At 64.9% G+C, this 16,092-nt stretch carries 16 protein-coding genes; 1 reads left to right on the forward strand and 15 read right to left on the reverse strand.

Annotated features, from left to right (window positions below):
• Positions 1–31 precede the first annotated feature (31 nt).
• The 6 genes from ABIC75_RS02755 to ABIC75_RS02780 form a co-directional block, all read right to left on the reverse strand.
• A complete protein-coding gene (locus ABIC75_RS02755; RefSeq protein WP_354012333.1) occupies positions 32–580 on the reverse strand; it encodes a hypoxanthine-guanine phosphoribosyltransferase in 549 nt (182 codons plus the stop codon).
• Entirely contained in the window at positions 577–1,599 is a 1,023-nt protein-coding gene (nagZ, locus tag ABIC75_RS02760) for a beta-N-acetylhexosaminidase (protein ID WP_354012334.1), read from the reverse strand. Before nagZ ends, ABIC75_RS02755 begins: the two co-directional genes overlap by 4 nt.
• Positions 1,593–2,120 carry a CYTH domain-containing protein gene (locus ABIC75_RS02765; RefSeq protein ID WP_354012335.1) on the reverse strand — a complete coding sequence of 176 codons (528 nt, stop codon included), beginning with the start codon at positions 2,118–2,120 and terminating at the stop codon, positions 1,593–1,595. The genes nagZ and ABIC75_RS02765 overlap by 7 nt, the downstream gene beginning before the upstream one ends.
• Positions 2,121–2,186: 66 nt before the next feature.
• Positions 2,187–3,500, reverse strand: coding sequence for a 23S rRNA (uracil(1939)-C(5))-methyltransferase RlmD (gene rlmD / locus ABIC75_RS02770; RefSeq protein ID WP_354012336.1), 1,314 nt, complete (start codon positions 3,498–3,500; stop codon positions 2,187–2,189).
• A gap of 80 nt (positions 3,501–3,580) precedes the next feature.
• Complete coding sequence (locus ABIC75_RS02775) at positions 3,581–4,186, reverse strand: YdbL family protein (RefSeq protein WP_354012337.1); 606 nt, start codon at positions 4,184–4,186, stop codon at positions 3,581–3,583.
• A 28-nt stretch (positions 4,187–4,214) separates the two neighbouring features.
• Positions 4,215–6,236 (reverse strand): hypothetical protein, encoded by a 2,022-nt coding sequence (locus ABIC75_RS02780; RefSeq protein ID WP_354012338.1) that lies wholly within the window; start codon positions 6,234–6,236, stop codon positions 4,215–4,217.
• Between the two features lie 146 nt (positions 6,237–6,382).
• On the opposite strand from ABIC75_RS02780, the gene ABIC75_RS02785 reads away from it, so the two are divergent.
• On the forward strand, positions 6,383–7,036 hold the full coding sequence (locus ABIC75_RS02785; RefSeq protein ID WP_436407881.1) for a response regulator: 654 nt from the start codon (positions 6,383–6,385) through the stop codon (positions 7,034–7,036).
• A gap of 2 nt (positions 7,037–7,038) precedes the next feature.
• Here the strand turns inward: ABIC75_RS02785 and recO are convergent, their stop codons facing one another.
• From recO to rpoE, 9 genes are all read right to left on the reverse strand, one after another.
• Positions 7,039–7,749: a DNA repair protein RecO gene (gene recO, locus ABIC75_RS02790; RefSeq protein ID WP_354012340.1), complete on the reverse strand. Its 711-nt coding sequence runs from the start codon at positions 7,747–7,749 to the stop codon at positions 7,039–7,041.
• 108 nt (positions 7,750–7,857) lie between these two features.
• Positions 7,858–8,799 (reverse strand): GTPase Era, encoded by a 942-nt coding sequence (gene era / locus ABIC75_RS02795; protein WP_354012341.1) that lies wholly within the window; start codon positions 8,797–8,799, stop codon positions 7,858–7,860.
• Entirely contained in the window at positions 8,796–9,452 is a 657-nt protein-coding gene (rnc, locus tag ABIC75_RS02800; RefSeq protein ID WP_354012342.1) for a ribonuclease III, read from the reverse strand. The genes era and rnc overlap by 4 nt, the downstream gene beginning before the upstream one ends.
• A gap of 14 nt (positions 9,453–9,466) precedes the next feature.
• On the reverse strand, positions 9,467–9,844 hold the full coding sequence (locus ABIC75_RS02805; protein ID WP_354012343.1) for a DUF4845 domain-containing protein: 378 nt from the start codon (positions 9,842–9,844) through the stop codon (positions 9,467–9,469).
• Between the two features lie 143 nt (positions 9,845–9,987).
• A complete protein-coding gene (lepB, locus tag ABIC75_RS02810; RefSeq protein WP_354012344.1) occupies positions 9,988–10,890 on the reverse strand; it encodes a signal peptidase I in 903 nt (300 codons plus the stop codon).
• 100 nt (positions 10,891–10,990) lie between these two features.
• Positions 10,991–12,781, reverse strand: coding sequence for a translation elongation factor 4 (gene lepA, locus ABIC75_RS02815; RefSeq protein WP_354012345.1), 1,791 nt, complete (start codon positions 12,779–12,781; stop codon positions 10,991–10,993).
• A gap of 300 nt (positions 12,782–13,081) precedes the next feature.
• On the reverse strand, positions 13,082–14,569 hold the full coding sequence (locus ABIC75_RS02820) for a DegQ family serine endoprotease (RefSeq protein WP_354012346.1): 1,488 nt from the start codon (positions 14,567–14,569) through the stop codon (positions 13,082–13,084).
• Between the two features lie 110 nt (positions 14,570–14,679).
• Positions 14,680–15,321, reverse strand: coding sequence for a sigma-E factor negative regulatory protein (locus ABIC75_RS02825; RefSeq protein WP_354012347.1), 642 nt, complete (start codon positions 15,319–15,321; stop codon positions 14,680–14,682).
• Positions 15,318–15,914 carry an RNA polymerase sigma factor RpoE gene (gene rpoE / locus ABIC75_RS02830; RefSeq protein WP_354012348.1) on the reverse strand — a complete coding sequence of 199 codons (597 nt, stop codon included), beginning with the start codon at positions 15,912–15,914 and terminating at the stop codon, positions 15,318–15,320. The genes ABIC75_RS02825 and rpoE overlap by 4 nt, the downstream gene beginning before the upstream one ends.
• Positions 15,915–16,092: the final 178 nt, after the last annotated feature.

Consider the following 16,092-nt stretch of genomic DNA (forward strand, 5'->3'; position numbering starts at 1 on the left):
TACTCCGTGGTCGTTGTGGCCCGCACGCGTCTTACTTGAGCGCGTAGATGCCCGGCAGGTTGCGACCCTGCTCGTGATAATCCATGCCAAAACCGAACACGTAGCGATCCGGCAGCTCGACGCCGTTGAAGTCGGCCTTGATGCCGTCGACGAGGCGATCGTGCTGCTTGGTGCAGAGGCTCACCACCAGCACCTTGCGCGCACCGCGACGCAGGCAGTCATCGCGCACGGCCTTCAGGGTGTGGCCTTCGTCGAGGATGTCGTCCACCAGCAGCACGGTGCGATCGGTAAGATCCACGGCCGGCTCGCGCAGCCAATGCAATTCACTGCCCGAGGTGGCGCCGCGATAACGCGTGGCGTGCACGTAGTCGAACTCGACGTCGGTGCGGATGGCCAGCGCGAGATGGCCAGCGAAGATCAGCGCACCATTCATCACGGTGAGGAACACCGCGCGCTCGCCATCGAGCGCCGCGTCGATGCCGCGCCCCATGTCGACGATCACCGACTCCAGCGCCGCACGATCGAACAACAGGTCGGCCCCGGCGAGTGCGGCGGCCAGCGAAGGAGTGGAGGTGGTCATGCGGAAGCTTGTCCTTCCACGGCGTGCAACGCCGCGATGCGCGCGATGAAACGATCGCGCTGGGGGTTGTCGAGGAGGCCTTCCCAGGTAGAGGCCACGTCGCCGCGCAATGCGGCGAGGCGTTCGGGTGCTGAAGCGGCCCGGCCCTGCACGGCGGCAATGGCCTCATCCACCACGTCAGGAAAACAGGCGAGCACGAGATCGCAACCGGCATCCAGGTGCGCGCTCACGCGTTCAGCCACGCCACCGGCTGCGCCGGCGGCCGCCATGCTGATGTCGTCGCTGATCACGGCGCCGTTGAAACCGAGTTCGCTGCGCAGGATGTCCTTGATCCAGCGCGAGGAGAATCCCGCCGGCTCCGCATCGACTTCGGGGTAGATCACATGCGCCACCATCACGGCCTCGGCGTGGGCAGCCATCGCCTCCACGAAGGGCACCAGATCGTCGCGACGGATCACGTCGAGCGTGCGCGTGTCGACCGCCGTGGCCTTGTGCGTATCCACCGCCACCGAACCGTGACCCGGAAAATGCTTGAGCACGGCAGCCATGCCGCCCAGATGCATGCCGCGCACATACGCCTGCCCGAGTTCGGCAGCGACGGCAGGATCGGCATGGAAGGCGCGCAGGCCGATGGCGGCGTTGCCGCGTGCCAGATCCACTACCGGTGCAAAGCTGAAATCCACGCCAGTGGCGCGCAGCTCGCTCGACATCACCCAGGCGTGCTCTTCGGCCAGGCGAATGGCATCGTCCGGATCGCGGTCGTACACGGCGCCGATGGCGGACAACGGCGGCAGGCGCGTGTAGCCCTCGCGAAAGCGCTGCACGGGGCCGCCTTCCTGATCGACGGCGATGAGCATGTCCTCGCCACCGACGTTGCGAATATCGTCAATCAGCGTCATCAACTGGTCGCGCGAACTGAAATTGCGCGAGAACAGCACGACACCGGACACACCCGGCGCCGTGAGCCATGCATGTTCCGATGCAGCCAGCGCCGTGCCGGCCAGGCCGATCATCAGCATGAGGTGGATTCTCCAGCCGCCTGACGCTCATCGGACGTCCAGCGCGCATACGGGTGAGCGATCAGGTTGACGTTGTAATAGCGCGCCAGATGACTCACCTCGCGGCCCAGCCACGCAGGGCGCGGAAACGATGCATCGGTCGTGGGCAGTTCCACCTCGGCCACCACGAGCCCGGCGTTCTCACCGAAGAACTCGTCGATCTCGAACAGCACGCCATCCACGATCACGTGATGGCGGATCTTCTCCACCACGCCATCGCACAAATCGGCGAGCATCTGCTCGGCGTCCGCTATGGGCACCGGATATTCGAACTCGGCACGCTCGATGCCCAGCTGCGCGGACTTGATGTTGAGCCAGGCGCGCTCACCCGTACGGCGCACGCGCACGGAAGCGCGCGCCGTGCCGTCATGCAATGCCTGCGCACTAACGAGATAGCCCTGGGCGATGCGCTCGCTTTCGGTGACGCCGTCACGCCAGCTGTCGTCGCCCAGGAGGAATTTGCGTTCAATCTCGATGCCCATGCTGCGTCCGATGATTGGGGAGATATGTGACGGAGCGGTGAAGGCCACAGCCTTCCCTGCGATGGCTCAGCGCTCGAACAGTGCGATGGACTCCACGTGCGCGGTATGGGGGAACATATCCATCACGCCCGCTGCGCTCAAGCGAAACCCGTGCTTCTGCACGAGGATGCCGGCGTCGCGTGCCAACGATCCCGGGTGACAGGACACGTAGACAATGCGCTGGGTTTCCTTGTGCGGCAGGTATTCGAGCACCTTGTCCGCGCCCGCACGCGGTGGATCGAGCAGCAGCTTGTCCCACGATTGCTTGGCCCAGTGCGCGTGGCGCTGGTCCTCGAACAGGTTGGCCACTTCGAAGCGTGCGTGGGTGATGCCATTGCGCGCCGCGTTTTCTGCCGCACGCTCCACCAGGCCATGCTCGCCTTCCACGCCCACCACTTCGGCCACGCGTCGACCGATGGGCAGCGTGAAGTTGCCGAGACCGCAGAACAGATCGAGCACGCGATCGGTCGGCTGCGGGTCGAGCAGTTCCATGGCGCGCGCCATCATGCGGCGGTTCATGCCGGCATTGACCTGCACGAAATCGAGCGGGCGGAATTCCAGTTCCACGTCCGCAAACGCGGCATCGCCACTGGGAATGTTGAACGCAAGGCGCGGCGCCTCGGGCCACAGCGGATGCACGCTGGTGACGCCACCGGGTTGCAGGTAGATGGCGAAACCATGCTGCTTGCCGAAGGCGATCAAGGCCGCCTGGTCGCGCTCGCTCAGCGGCACCATGTGACGGAACACCAAGGCCACCACGTCGTCGCCGGCGGCAAACTCGATCTGCGGAATATCCGCCGCCGCGTCCATGCCGCTGACCAGTTCGGCGAGCAGGCCAATCTTCGGGCCCAGCGACGGATGCACGACTTCGCACTGCGTGATGTCCGCCACGAAACGCGGATTGCTTTCCTCACGGAAGCCCACCAGCACGCGCCCCTTCTTCGCCACCGAGCGCACCGACAGGCGACCCTTGCGACGATAACCCCACGGCTCGTCGGTCAACGGCGGCAGCCAGGTATCCGGCATCACTTTGCCGATGCGCTCGAAGTTGTCCTTCAGCACGCGTTGCTTCACTTCGATTTGCGAGACCGCATCCAGATGCTGCAGCGAGCAGCCACCGCACTGGCCAAAGTGACGGCAACGCGGCTCCACGCGATGCGGCGAGCGCGTAAGCAGCTCCACCACCTCCGCCTCGTCGTAGTGACGATGACGCTTGCGGATGCGCAGCTTGACCTCTTCGCCCAGCAGCGCGCCGCTGACGAACACGGCCTTGCCGTCGATGCGGGTGACGCCCTTGCCGTCGTGGCTGAGGTCGGTGATGGTGGCTTCGAATTCTTTCATCGTGGGAACTGTCTTCCAAAACGCGCACGCCCGGATCAGCTAGACCCGGGCGCGGTTATCGGGCTAAAAGGGCGAGGAGGCTATTTCTGCTTCCAGGCGCCCGAGGGGTCCTGATAATACCAGCCTGGCCGCGCCCGCTCGATCCAGCCCTTGGCGAAGGTGGCGCGAATCTGCGCTTCCCACTCCGGGTGATTGTTGGCATTGGCCACCTCGCGGTACAGCGCATTGCGATCCCGGTTCTCGTCGGCCACGGCGGCACTCACGCCCGCGCGCTGGTCCAGCGGCACCTTGCCCGCGTCGCGTACGGCCACGAGGCCGTCCTGCGTGAAACCTACCGCGCCGCTGTTGAAGAGTGGCGTAAGCGTGTCGCGGAAGCGGGCCTGCATGCGGCCATGGATGGCCTCCGTGGTTGCGGTCTGGATGCGCAGGTTCGGCGTATCGGCTGCATAGGCCGCGGGAATCAACAGGTCCAGCAGCATCGCCGAGGGCTGGCTGCCCTTCTTCGGCGGCGGCGCGGGTTGATCGCTCTTGGCCGGCTGCGCGGGCGCCGAGTTGTCGAGCACGGTACCGATGAACTGGTCAGCCGCCTTCTGCGCCGCGGCCTCGGGGAAATAGACATTGATGGTGACGCACCCCACCAGCGCGACCAGCAGCGTGGTCAGCAATCCATAGACGAGCTTGCGCATGTTCGACTCCTTCGGGGATGGGGTATTGCTAGTGGACTTCCGGTCCATTGCCTTCGATGGCGACCTTCAATCGGCGAAGCAGGGTCGGCCAGTCCACTTGCGTCTGATGGCCGATTACCTGCAGGCGCGGCAAGCCGCTGCCTTCGACGATAGTGTAGCCATCGGCGTCGTTGTCGAGGCCACCCATGTGGCACACGGACGCCTGCAGCGTGCAGTTGAGGCCGATGCGCTTGTAACCGAAGGTCTTGAACAACTTGAGCACGGCGCCCTGCAAGCCGGCTGCCATGCCGCCGCCACCAACGGCGGTGAGATTGTTCACGGCGCGCTGGCTGATGCGTCCACCGCCGCCGGCAAGCAGGCTGGCCTTGAATGCCACGGGATTCCAGTTCACCAGGCGCAAATCGTCGACGGAACCGTCCATGCGGCCGGTGATGCTGCCGAAGTCGAACACGCTGGTCATCGCGGCGAGATCCAGTTGACGCAGCTGCACGTCGCCCGTCAGCACGGGGCTCGGCCCGAACGGACCCTGCAGGCTCAACTGGGTGATGTCGACGAAGCCGTCGAACACATTCACCGAAAGACCGCCTTCGAGTTCGAAGCGGTCGTCCACCCAGCGCAAGGCGGGAATGGCGCCGCCGAGCGTGCCCGGAAATTCGGGCCACCCCATGGCGCGCGAGAACGCCGCCATGTCGATGCCGGCGAAAGCCAGCGAGGTTTCGAGACGACGCCCCTTGGACGCGGCGGGACGCCACGCCAGATCGCCCACGCGCACACGGCCGTTGAGCAGCGGAACATCCACCGCGTGCTGCAGGCTCAAGGCGCCGCCACGACTCTGCCAGCGCATCTGCGCGGCACCGTTGGGCATGCGATACACCTGCAAGGCCTGCCATCCCAGCGTGGTGGCCGGCCGGTCGGTGTTCGCGTTCCAGTCGAGGCCGCCGCGCAATCCTTTCACGGCAAGACGCCCCTCGGCATCGGCGGCATCGAGACCATCGGTGTCGAAGGCGAAACTGCGCAAGCCGTCGGCACCCAGGTCCAGGTTGCCGCTGAGCTGGCCTTCGATGCGCATGTCGCGCAAGCCCAGGGTGGCCAGCCATGCCTGGCCGTAACGCTGGTAAGCCGCCGGGAAACGCGACTGCAGGCGATCGAGCTTCAGCTGCTGCAGATCGCCCTTGGCGTTGAAGGCCATCGCACCTTCCAGCTGCAGCGCATCCGCATCCGCGACGCGCAGGCGGCTGAACTCCACGGCGCCATTGCGCGTGGCGGCCGACAGGCTCAATTGCACAGGATGATCGGGCAGACGCGCAAAGATCGGACCGAGCAGCACTTCGCCGCCTCGCAGGCTCGCGTCCAGATCGATGCGCGACGGTCCACTGGTGGTGTCGATGTTGACCCGACCGTTGCCATTGACCGCCTGACCGGCGAGCGCGCCGCCGGGCGTGTCGAAGCCACCGCCGTTCAGGGCAAATTGCCCCGATGCCTGCAGGCCCTTGTCCTGCAAGTCGAGCGCCATGTCAGCGTCGAGCTTGCCGCCGGTCGCGCGTCCGGACCACACCGTGCTCAACAAGCCTTGCAGCCACGCGAGCGGCACACCCTTGAGGCTGATCTGCGCGTGCGTGGGCTGATCCAGCGGCAAGGCGGTGCTGGCCTGGATCGCGCCCTGCGTCAGGTCGATCTCCAGCGTATTGGCCGCCTCGTCGATGACCATGGAGACCTTCGCGTTGCCGAGCGCGCCACCGGGGGCGCCCGCCAGCTGCGCGGTGCCGTCGAACAACCAACGCATGTGCGTGTCGCGTTGCAGGACGCCCTGCAGGTCCACGCCGACGCGCTTCCATCCGATGGCAGGTACGTCGGCCTTGGCGGCACGCAGGCTGAGCTTGAGGCCGCCCTGTCCGTCTTCGCCAATCTGGGACTGGACGCCCTGCATCTTCAGGCCGGGCACGCTGACCACCTTGGCACCCAACGCCACATCGGCGCGCGCCGGCAGCGCCAAGCTCGCCCATAGCAGGAGGCAAAGACCGAGAAAGAGATGGCTTGATGTGGCACGCATGACGCGCCATTCTGCCAAAATCAGCTGAACGACACGGACTAGTCATGCAACACACGCTTTCCAGCGACCCTTCAAGCCAACGGGGAGCGCCCGATGGCGTTCGCGCCCTCGTCGCCGACGATGACCCGAGCAGCCGCCTTTTCCTGGTGGAAGCCTTGCGCAGCCTGGGTCTGGACGCCCAGGCCTGTCATGACGGCCCTTCGGCCATCGCGATGGCCCGCCACGAGGCCTTTGATCTGCTCCTGCTGGACTGCCGCATGCCCGGTGCGGGCGCGGAGGCCGTGTTGACGGCCTTGCGCAGCGATCCGGGCGCTCGTTCGACCGACTGCACCGCGGTGGCCACCAGCGCCGAGATGGATGTGGTGGAGCGCCAACGCCTGCTCGCGGCCGAATTCAGCGAAGTGCTGCAAAAGCCCTGCAACCTGGCCGACCTGCGCCGCATTCTTGCGCTGGTCCAGGCGGGCGCGACCGCCGCCCCCTTGCTGGACGATGCCCAGGCACTGGCGACCATGGGCGACGCGGACGTCGTGAAAGCCATGCGAACCCTGCTGCGCACGGAACTGGCGACGCTCTATCAGGATCTCGATGAACTGCTGGACGACACCCAGGGGCTGGCCGAACGCCTGCATCGGCTTCGCTCGTCCTGCGGCTTTTGCGGCGCGGCGGCGCTGGGCGTGCAAGCAACGGTGCTGCAGCGTCACCTGAAGCTGGGGCATTCCGGTTCATTGGCTCCGCTGTCGCGCTTCCGACGCGCCCTGCTCGCCACCATCGAGGCGCTCGGGCACGAAGCCGAGGCCTGACCTCAGCGGCGCGACATGGCGGCGCCCAGCACGTGCCAGGCGCGCAGTTCGCCGCCTCCGAGGTGGAAGCGGATTACCTCGCGCATCATCACGCGCAGCGCCGACAGGCCTGCCGCATCAGGCATCACATCTTCGGAGAACGCGAGCAGGTCGGCACCGCGCAACGCGTGCGCCGTTCCGGGACGGCAGGGCGAAGGCCCCTGCTCCACCGCATAGCGATAGAGCTGGGCCGGCTCCACCGGCTCGCCCGATTCCGCCTCGAATTCGAGCTGGAGGCCATAGCCCACGGCTTCGAGCAGATCGCGCTCGAAGCGTCGCAGACTCCACGCCAGTGGCTCGCTGGCCGCCAGTCGAGGCAGTGTGCGCGCATAGGCATCGAACAGCTCGGGCAAGGGATCCTGCCGACCGGTAAGGCGCACCGACAGCTCATTGAGATAGAGCCCGGCAAGGCCGGCATCGCCGGTCAGGCGCAAGGGCGGCGCCACGTTCTCCGCCGATTGCAACGTGGCCAGTTCGCCGCGCAGCAAGAGATCGAGCGACAACGCCTGGAAGGGTTCCAACTGCGCGCGCTGCACCCGCGCGCGCTCACGCCGGACACCGCGGGCGACCACACCCAGGCGCCCATGGTCACGGGTCAGACATTCGAGCAGCAGCGAGGTCTCCCGATAGGGCCGCGAATGAAGCACATAAGCCGGCTGCTGTTCGATGCGCATGAAGGTGAAGGTTACAGGCTGGAAGCAACGCGTGACGGCAATGCTTCCCTCGCCGCCGCGAACGTCACCTGGCGACTCGCGCGCCGGCGATCAGCGCGCGCGGCGATGTCAATCGGTGTACCCGAACTTCTTGAGCATGGTCTCGTCGTCGACCCAGCCCTCACGCACCTTCACCCAGAGACGCAGGAACACCTTGCGCTCGAAGGTGCGTTCCATGTGGCGGCGTGCCGACGTGCCGATGGCCTTGAGCTGCGCACCGCCGTTGCCGATCACGATGGCCTTCTGGCCATCGCGCTCCACCCAGATCACCGCATGAATTTCGGCAACGCCGTCCGGACGATCGCTGAACTGCTCGATCTCCACGGTGGTGGCATACGGGAGTTCCTGGTCGAGTCGCAGCATCAGCTGCTCGCGCACCATTTCAGCGGCGAGGAAACGCTCGCTGCGGTCGGTGACTTCATCCTCGCCGAACACCGGCGGCTGCACCGGCAGACGCTTGAGGATGCCCTTCTCCAGTTCCTTCAGCCCTTTTTCCTTGAGGGCGCTGACGTAATACACGTCATCGAAACTGTGGCGGGCCATCAGCTCGGCCACGAACGGCAACATGGTCGACTTGTCCTTGGTCAGGTCGACCTTGTTGATCACCAGCAGGCGCGGCACCTTTTGCTCGACCAGCGCGTCGTACAGCGCCTCGTCTTCGTCGGTCCAGCGTCCGGCCTCGATCACCTGCACGACCAGATCCACTTCGCTGATCGCCGAGCGCGCGGCACGGTTGAGGCTGCGATTCATCGCACGCTTGGCGCCGCGATGCAGACCCGGCGTATCCACGTACATGATCTGCCCAGCTTCGCTGGTGGCGATGCCGAGGATGCGATGGCGCGTGGTCTGCGGGCGCGGGCTGACGATGGACAGCCGGAATCCGATCAGCGCGTTGAGCAAGGTGGACTTGCCCACGTTGGGACGCCCCGCGAGCGCGACGGTGCCGCAGCGGAAATCGTCGTGGGGAAGTTCGGCCGGCGTGCCGAGATCGAGTTCGTCGTTATCGTTCATGAGTTCAGTTCCTGCAATCGGCGCAGCACGGTTTCAGCGGCGTCCTGTTCGGCGGCGCGGCGGCTGGAGCCACGACCATCGGCCCGGATCGGGGCCGGTTCGGTAATTTCGCAGGAGACGTCGAAGGTCTTGGCGTGGTCCTCGCCATGGCTGTCGATCAGATCGTACTGCGGCAAGGGCCAGCCGCGCGCCTGCAAATGCTCCTGCAGGCGGGTCTTGGCATCTTTGGATGAGCGTGGAATGGCCGCCACGAGCGGTTCGAACAGGGCGCGCACCACGCCACGGCAGGCTTCGAAGCCTGCATCGAGGTAGACCGCCGCCACCAGCGCCTCGAAGGCATCGGCGAGGATGGAATCGCGGCGGAACCCGCCGCTCTTGAGCTCGCCCGAGCCCAGCTTGAGTTCATCGCCCAGCTCCAGCTCCCGGGCGATGACGGCCAGCGCCTGGCCGTTCACCAGCTGCGCCCTCAAGCGCGACAGCTCGCCTTCGCTGGCATTGGGGTGGGCCTCGTAGAGCACTTCGGCCACCATCACGCCGAGCAGCGCATCGCCAAGGAATTCCAGCCGCTCATTGTTTGGCCGTCCGGCGCTGCGGTGAGTTAGCGCCAGCTGCGCCAGGGCAGGATCACGAAAACAATAAGCGAGCTTGGTCAAATTCCGGGCCTTGCTTAGCCGTCGACATTGCCCTGCAGCGCAACGCTCTTTTCGAAGTGCAGCAGGAAGTCGATGTTGTACATGAAGGGAATGCGCTTGTCGTAGCTCACACTGAGCTCGGCCGCATTGCCGTTGCGCTTGATGGTGATGTCCTGGGGCGTGATGGTGTCGTCACTTACGTACTGGAAATCCAGCTTCTTGATCAGGTCATTGCGGACCTGCGTCACCGACTTGCCGCCACCCTCGGTGGCCATCTGGTTCATGGCCTTGGTCACGCCCATGTATTCGGTATACGCCGGCACCAGCTTCATCGCCATGAAGCCAAAAAAGCCCACGACCATCAGCATGATGAGAAACCCGATCAGGGTGATGCCTGTTTGCTTCGATTTCATAGTCCCCTCGCTATGCCGCCTTGCGGCGAAACCCGGTTTGCTGGCATGGGCCACCACGACGCTCCGGATGCGGCCTGGCGTGCACATTGTCGCGCCAAGCCGTCGTGAACGTCACCGGGCGCACGCCTATGCCCGTCACGCTTTTAGTGAATGATCGTGCCCATGCGATGGATGGCCACGCCCGAGCCGGTCCAGCTCAGCCAGATCAGGAAGGCCTTGCCGGCCAGGTTCTGCTCCGGCAGGCAGCCCCACCAACGGCTGTCGGTGCTGTTGTAGCGGTTGTCGCCCATCGCCAGGTAGCAGCCCTGCGGCACCACCAGCGGCACGTGCGGATTGGGAAGCGGCGGCGGCACCGCGTAGTTGGGCATGCGGGCCGTCAGGTGATTGACCACGCCGCCCTCGCCGTTGGGCAGGTGCTCGTTCCACACCGTGGCGCCCATTTCCAGCATCAGGCGCGACTCGGCGCGCTTGGGATCGCCTTCATAGGGCCCGATGAGATCGGCAGCCACCGGCTCGCCGTTCACGATCAGCTGATCGCCATGCATTTCCACGCGATCGCCGGGTACGCCGATGACGCGCTTGATCCAGTTCTGGCTGGGCACCGGGGCGTGCGGATCGGCGCAACTCTGGTCGCCGCTGCGCACCAGCTTGCCGCCGTCTTCGCACAGGTATCCCGGGAAACGGAACACCACCACGTCGCCGCGCTTGGGCTCGCCCAGGCTCACGAACTTGTTGTTGAACGCCGGCATGCGCAGGCCGTAGGAGAACTTGTTCACCAGGATGAAGTCGCCCACGTCCAGCGTCGGCATCATCGAACCCGACGGAATGCGGAACGGCTCGGCCACGAACGAGCGCAGCACCAGCACCACCAGCACCACCGGGAACAAGGAGCGGGCCCAGTCCACCGCCACCGGCTCGTGCAGCTCCTTGCCCGCCGCCTCGGCCTTGGCCTTGCGCGACTTGTAGAACAACAGGCGGTCCAGGCCCCACACCACACCGAACAGCACGGTCAGGCCAAGCAGAATCGCCGAAAAATCAAAATCCATTGAAAGCTCCTCGGGAGCATGGGAACGAGGGTGTTGCAGGAATCATCGACAGGCAAGGCGGCAGCAAGCCGCTATCGCCATCCATGTTCCGGGCCCAGCTTTACTTATCCACCTTCAATACGGCAAGGAACGCTTCCTGTGGGATTTCCACGCGTCCCACCTGCTTCATGCGCTTCTTGCCTTCCTTCTGCTTCTCCAGCAGCTTCTTCTTTCGGCTCACGTCGCCGCCGTAGCATTTGGCCAGCACGTTCTTTCGCAGGGCCTTCACGGTGGAACGGGCGACGATCTGCGCGCCGATGGCGGCCTGGATGGCCACGTCGAACTGCTGGCGCGGAATCAGGTCCTTCATGCGCTCCACCAGGTCGCGACCGCGACGCTCGGCGTGGACGCGATGCACGATCAGGCTCAGCGCATCCACGCGATCGCCATTGATCAGCACGTCCACGCGCACGAACGGGCCTGCCTCGAAGCGCTCGAAGTGATAGTCCATCGACGCATAACCGCGTGACACCGACTTCAGGCGATCGAAGAAGTCGAGCACCACTTCGGCCAGCGGCATTTCGTAGGTGATCTGCACCTGCGTGGCCAGGTACTGGATGGAGCGCTGCACGCCGCGCTTCTCTTCGCACAGCGTGATGATGTTGCCGATGTAGTCCGGCGGCGTGAGGATGCTGGCGACGATGATCGGCTCGCGGATTTCCGTCATCAGATGCGGCGCCGGCAGCTTGGCCGGGTTGTCCAGCATCAGGATCGAACCGTCGCTCTTGAGCACTTCGTACACCACCGTGGGTGCCGTGGTGATCAGGTCCAGATCGTATTCGCGTTCCAGGCGCTCCTGCACGATTTCCATGTGCAGCATGCCGAGGAAGCCGCAGCGGAAACCGAAACCCATCGCCTCGGAGCTTTCGGGCTCGAAGAACAGCGCCGCATCGTTCAGGCGCAGCTTGTCGAGTGCCTCGCGCAACGCCGGATAATCGTCGGCCGAGACCGGGAACAGGCCCGCGAACACGCGCGGCTGCATGGTCTGGAAACCCGCCAGCGGCTTCTCGGCCGGCTTGGCCGCCAGCGTGAGCGTGTCGCCCACGGGCGCGCCGTGCACGTCCTTGATCGAGGCCGTGATCCAGCCCACTTCGCCAGGCGACAGCTTGGCCAGCTTCTTGCGCTTGGGCGTGAACACGCCCACTTCGCTCACTTCGTGCGCACGGCCGGTGGACATCACCAGCAGCTTGTCGCCGGGCTTGATCTCGCCCTGCACCACGCGCACCAGCGACACCACGCCCAGGTAGTTGTCGAACCACGAATCGATGATCAGCGCCTGCAGGCGATCGGTGTCGCCCACCTTCGGTGGAGGAATGCGCGCCACGATGGCTTCGAGCACTTCCACCACGTTCTGGCCGGTCTTCGCACTCACGGCAACGGCGTCATCGGCGTCGATGCCGATGACGGCCTCGATTTCGCCTTTGACCTTTTCCGGATCGGCCGTGGGCAGGTCGATCTTGTTGAGCACCGGCACCACTTCCAGGCCCATCTCCACCGCCGTGTAGCAGTTGGCGACGGACTGCGCTTCGACGCCCTGCGCCGCATCCACCACCAGCAACGCGCCTTCGCACGCGGCCAGCGAACGGCTGACTTCATAGGAGAAGTCGACGTGGCCCGGCGTGTCGATGAAGTTCAGCTGATAGGTCTTGCCGTCGCGCGCCTTGTACGGCAGCGACACCGACTGCGCCTTGATGGTGATGCCGCGCTCGCGCTCGATGGGATTGTTGTCGAGCACCTGCGCTTCCATCTCGCGTTCGGTCAAGCCGCCGCAGATCTGGATGATGCGGTCCGCCAAGGTGGACTTGCCGTGATCGATATGGGCAATGATGGAGAAGTTTCGAATCAGTTCCATGGAGCACGCTAGCGGCGTTCACTGATCTGCGGTACGCGCAGGCAGCGCATGACCGGGATGGTCACACGAACCCAGCATTATCGCATGGAACCATGCCGCTTCGTGCACCGCAAAAAGCCGGCATTCTCAAAGGGATTGGCGAGATCGGCACGCCCCGTTGCGGGGCGTCGCGCGATCCCTCCCTGCCTCCGGGACGACGGTGGCCCAAGCGCCCATCGTCCCGGTCATTCCGGCTATACCACGCCGGAATACGACGAAGTCACCGTTCGCGGCACTGCCATCGGGCCGCGAACCGTGGCCTCAGTCGTCCTTGCCACCGGGCACAGTCAGCCCGATGAAACCGCTCTGGTCGCCATGGCGGACCAGCAGCAGCACCGTCTCGCCCGGCTTCGCATCCTTCGTGGCCTCATGGAAAGCGGCCGCGCTACCGACCTTTTTCTGGTTGACCATCAGGATCACGTCGCCCGGCTGCAATCCCGCTCGCGCCGCCACCGAACCGGAAATATTGCTGATGCCTACGCCCTCGCCCGCCTTGAGGCCCAGTTGCTGGCGCGTATCGCCATCCAGGTCCTGAACGGACAGGCCCAACGCACTGGCCCCGGCCTTGGCGGCAGGCTGCCCGGCATCGGTCGACGCCATCACGGCATTCTTGTCGCGAGGCATTTCGGCCACGGTGACCGGCACGCTTTCCTTCTTGCCGTCGCGCAGGATCTCGATGGTGGCCTTGGTGCCCGGCGGCGTCTGACCGACCAGTGGCGGCAGATCCGCACTCTGGTTGATGCTCTGGCCGTTGTACGCAAGGATCACGTCACCCGGACGAATGCCCGCCTTGTCGGCGGCACTGCCCTTGTTCACCTGTGTCACGGCCGCGCCGTTGGCATTGTCCAGCTTCAACGCCTTGACCATGTCGTCGCTGACCTGCTGCACCATCACGCCGAGCTGGCCGCGCGAGACATAGCCCTTCTCCTTGATCTGCTTGACCACGTTCATGGCCACGTCGATCGGGATGGAGAACGCCACGCCCTGGTAACCGCCGGTGTTGGAATAGATCTGCGAATTGACGCCGACCACGCGTCCCTGCAAGTCGAACAGCGGGCCGCCGGAATTGCCGCGATTGATCGGCACGTCCGTCTGGATGAAGGAGGTATACGGCTGGTCCTGGCTGCCCAGGTTACGTCCCACCGCACTGACGATGCCTTGCGTCACCGTGTAGTCGAAGCCGAACGGCGAACCGATCGCCAGCACCCACTGCCCGGGCTTGAGCGTGCGCGAGTCGCCCACGGAAACGGCCGGCAAGCCGCCCTTGGCGTCGACCTTGAGCAAGGCGATGTCGTATTGCGGGTCGCTGCCCACCACCTTCGCGGTGAGCACGCGGCGATCCTGCAGGCGCACGGTCACCGTATCGGCGCCGTCCACCACATGATTGTTGGTAAGCACATAGCCGTCGGCAGAGATGATGAACCCCGAACCCAGCGACGTATGCTGCTGCTCCTCGGGCGAAGGCATCATCGGCATGCCGAAGAAGCGGCGGAACATTTCCATCTGCGGATCGTCATCATCGTCCGGCGCATCGGGCATGCCGCGCGCGCCCGAACGGGCTTTCGATTGCTTCTTGCCGCTGTACTTCGCCTCCACATGCACCACGGCCGGGGCGTTCTTCTGCACGATGCCGGTGAAGTCGGGCAGGCCGGACAACGTCGGCGCCGCACTCTGGGCCTGCACACCACCGGCCAGCGCCAAACTCATCACGACGGCGCACGACAGCGTACGCAAGGCAAGTCGATTCATGCACTTCTCCTTCTGCGTTTCAGGCACACCATGCCGGCCCGCAGTTCAGACAGGCATGGAGAGGTTGAAAGGGAACGATCAGGCCGCGGCAACGGACACACGGCCTTCGATCATTGCGGCCCGGCGGCGGCCTGCGCGGGCTGCTGGTCCGGATGAATCAGCAGCAGATACCGGCCATCGCCATTGCTGACCACGGGGTAGCGCGCAACCCGGTACGGGGTAAGGCTGTTGCGCGAATACAACGGCGTGCCGCCATCGCCTTCCAGCGTGGCCGAGGCCTGCTGGCTCATCTTGTACGGTACTTCGGAATAGACATTGAGCCCCGGCGGCGCCACGGCGGGCGTTTCCGACTGAGCGACCAGGGCATTCTGTGCCGCAGGCACCGACGGCGTGGCCACCTGCGCCGAGAGACGATCAGCGCCCTGCCCGGCCGGCTGGGCCACCATCAATGCCGCCACCGCTACGCCGGCGGCAATGGCGCCACCCGCGGACCAGTGCAGCCAATGCCTGCGCTTGCCCTGCTGGACCGACGCGCCTTCGCGCTCGATGGCCTGCATGACACGGGAAGCGAAGCCTTCCGAAGCGAGCGGGGAGAGCTCGCGACGCAGACCGTCACGGACCACGTGGTAGCGCGACCAGTCCTGCTGGAGCGAAGCGTCATGGTCGAGGCGGCGCAACAGAAAGCGCAGCTCTTCCTTCGACAGTTCGCCGTCCATGCCGGCAGAGAGGTTTTCGCGTTGATGATCAGTCATGGTTTTTTGACCTCGCGGTCTGAGAGCAGTGGCCGCAATTTTTCATCGATAGCTTCGCGCGCCCGAAAAATACGTGAACGTACCGTACCGATCGGACAGCCCATCGCCTCGGCGATTTCTTCGTAGCTGAGGCCGTCCACTTCACGCAGGGTGATCGCGGTCCGCAATTCCTCAGGCAGGGCTTGGACAGTGGAAAATACGGTTTGTTCAATTTCCTGTCGCATGAGTTCGCGCTCGGGCGTGGCGCTCTCGTGCATGCGGTCCGCGCCGGGCACGAAGGCGGCATCGTCGATGGCGATATCGTCGGCAGGCGGACGGCGGCCCATGGCCACCAGGTGATTCTTGGCCGTGTTCACCGCAATCTTGTACAGCCAAGTATAGAAAGCACTCTCGCCACGGAAGGAGCCAATGGCCCTCCAGGCACGGATGAAAGCCTCCTGGGCCACGTCTTCACATTCAGCGTGGTTCTTCACATAGCGGGTGACCAGGCCTATGACCTTGTGCTGATACTTGCGCACCAGCAGATCGAAGGCCCGTTTGTCCCCCTGTTGGACGCGCTCGACCAGCGCACTGTCCAGTTCATTTTCGCCCATCCGGGCCATCTCCTTCGTCGATGCTGCCACGCGCCCTGGGATGCCTTTGAATGGATGCGAGTTGCTCAGACAAGAACTGTACGTTCTAGTTCAGCATGCCCCCATCCCGGGACGACAAGTGCGCCTACGTAGCGACACCGATGGTGGAAACGCATGGGCACCCCAGCGGAGCACCAGC

It is taken from the genome of Dyella japonica (assembly GCF_040545895.1).
In the GTDB taxonomy this organism is placed as follows: Bacteria; Pseudomonadota; Gammaproteobacteria; order Xanthomonadales; family Rhodanobacteraceae; genus Dyella; species Dyella japonica_D.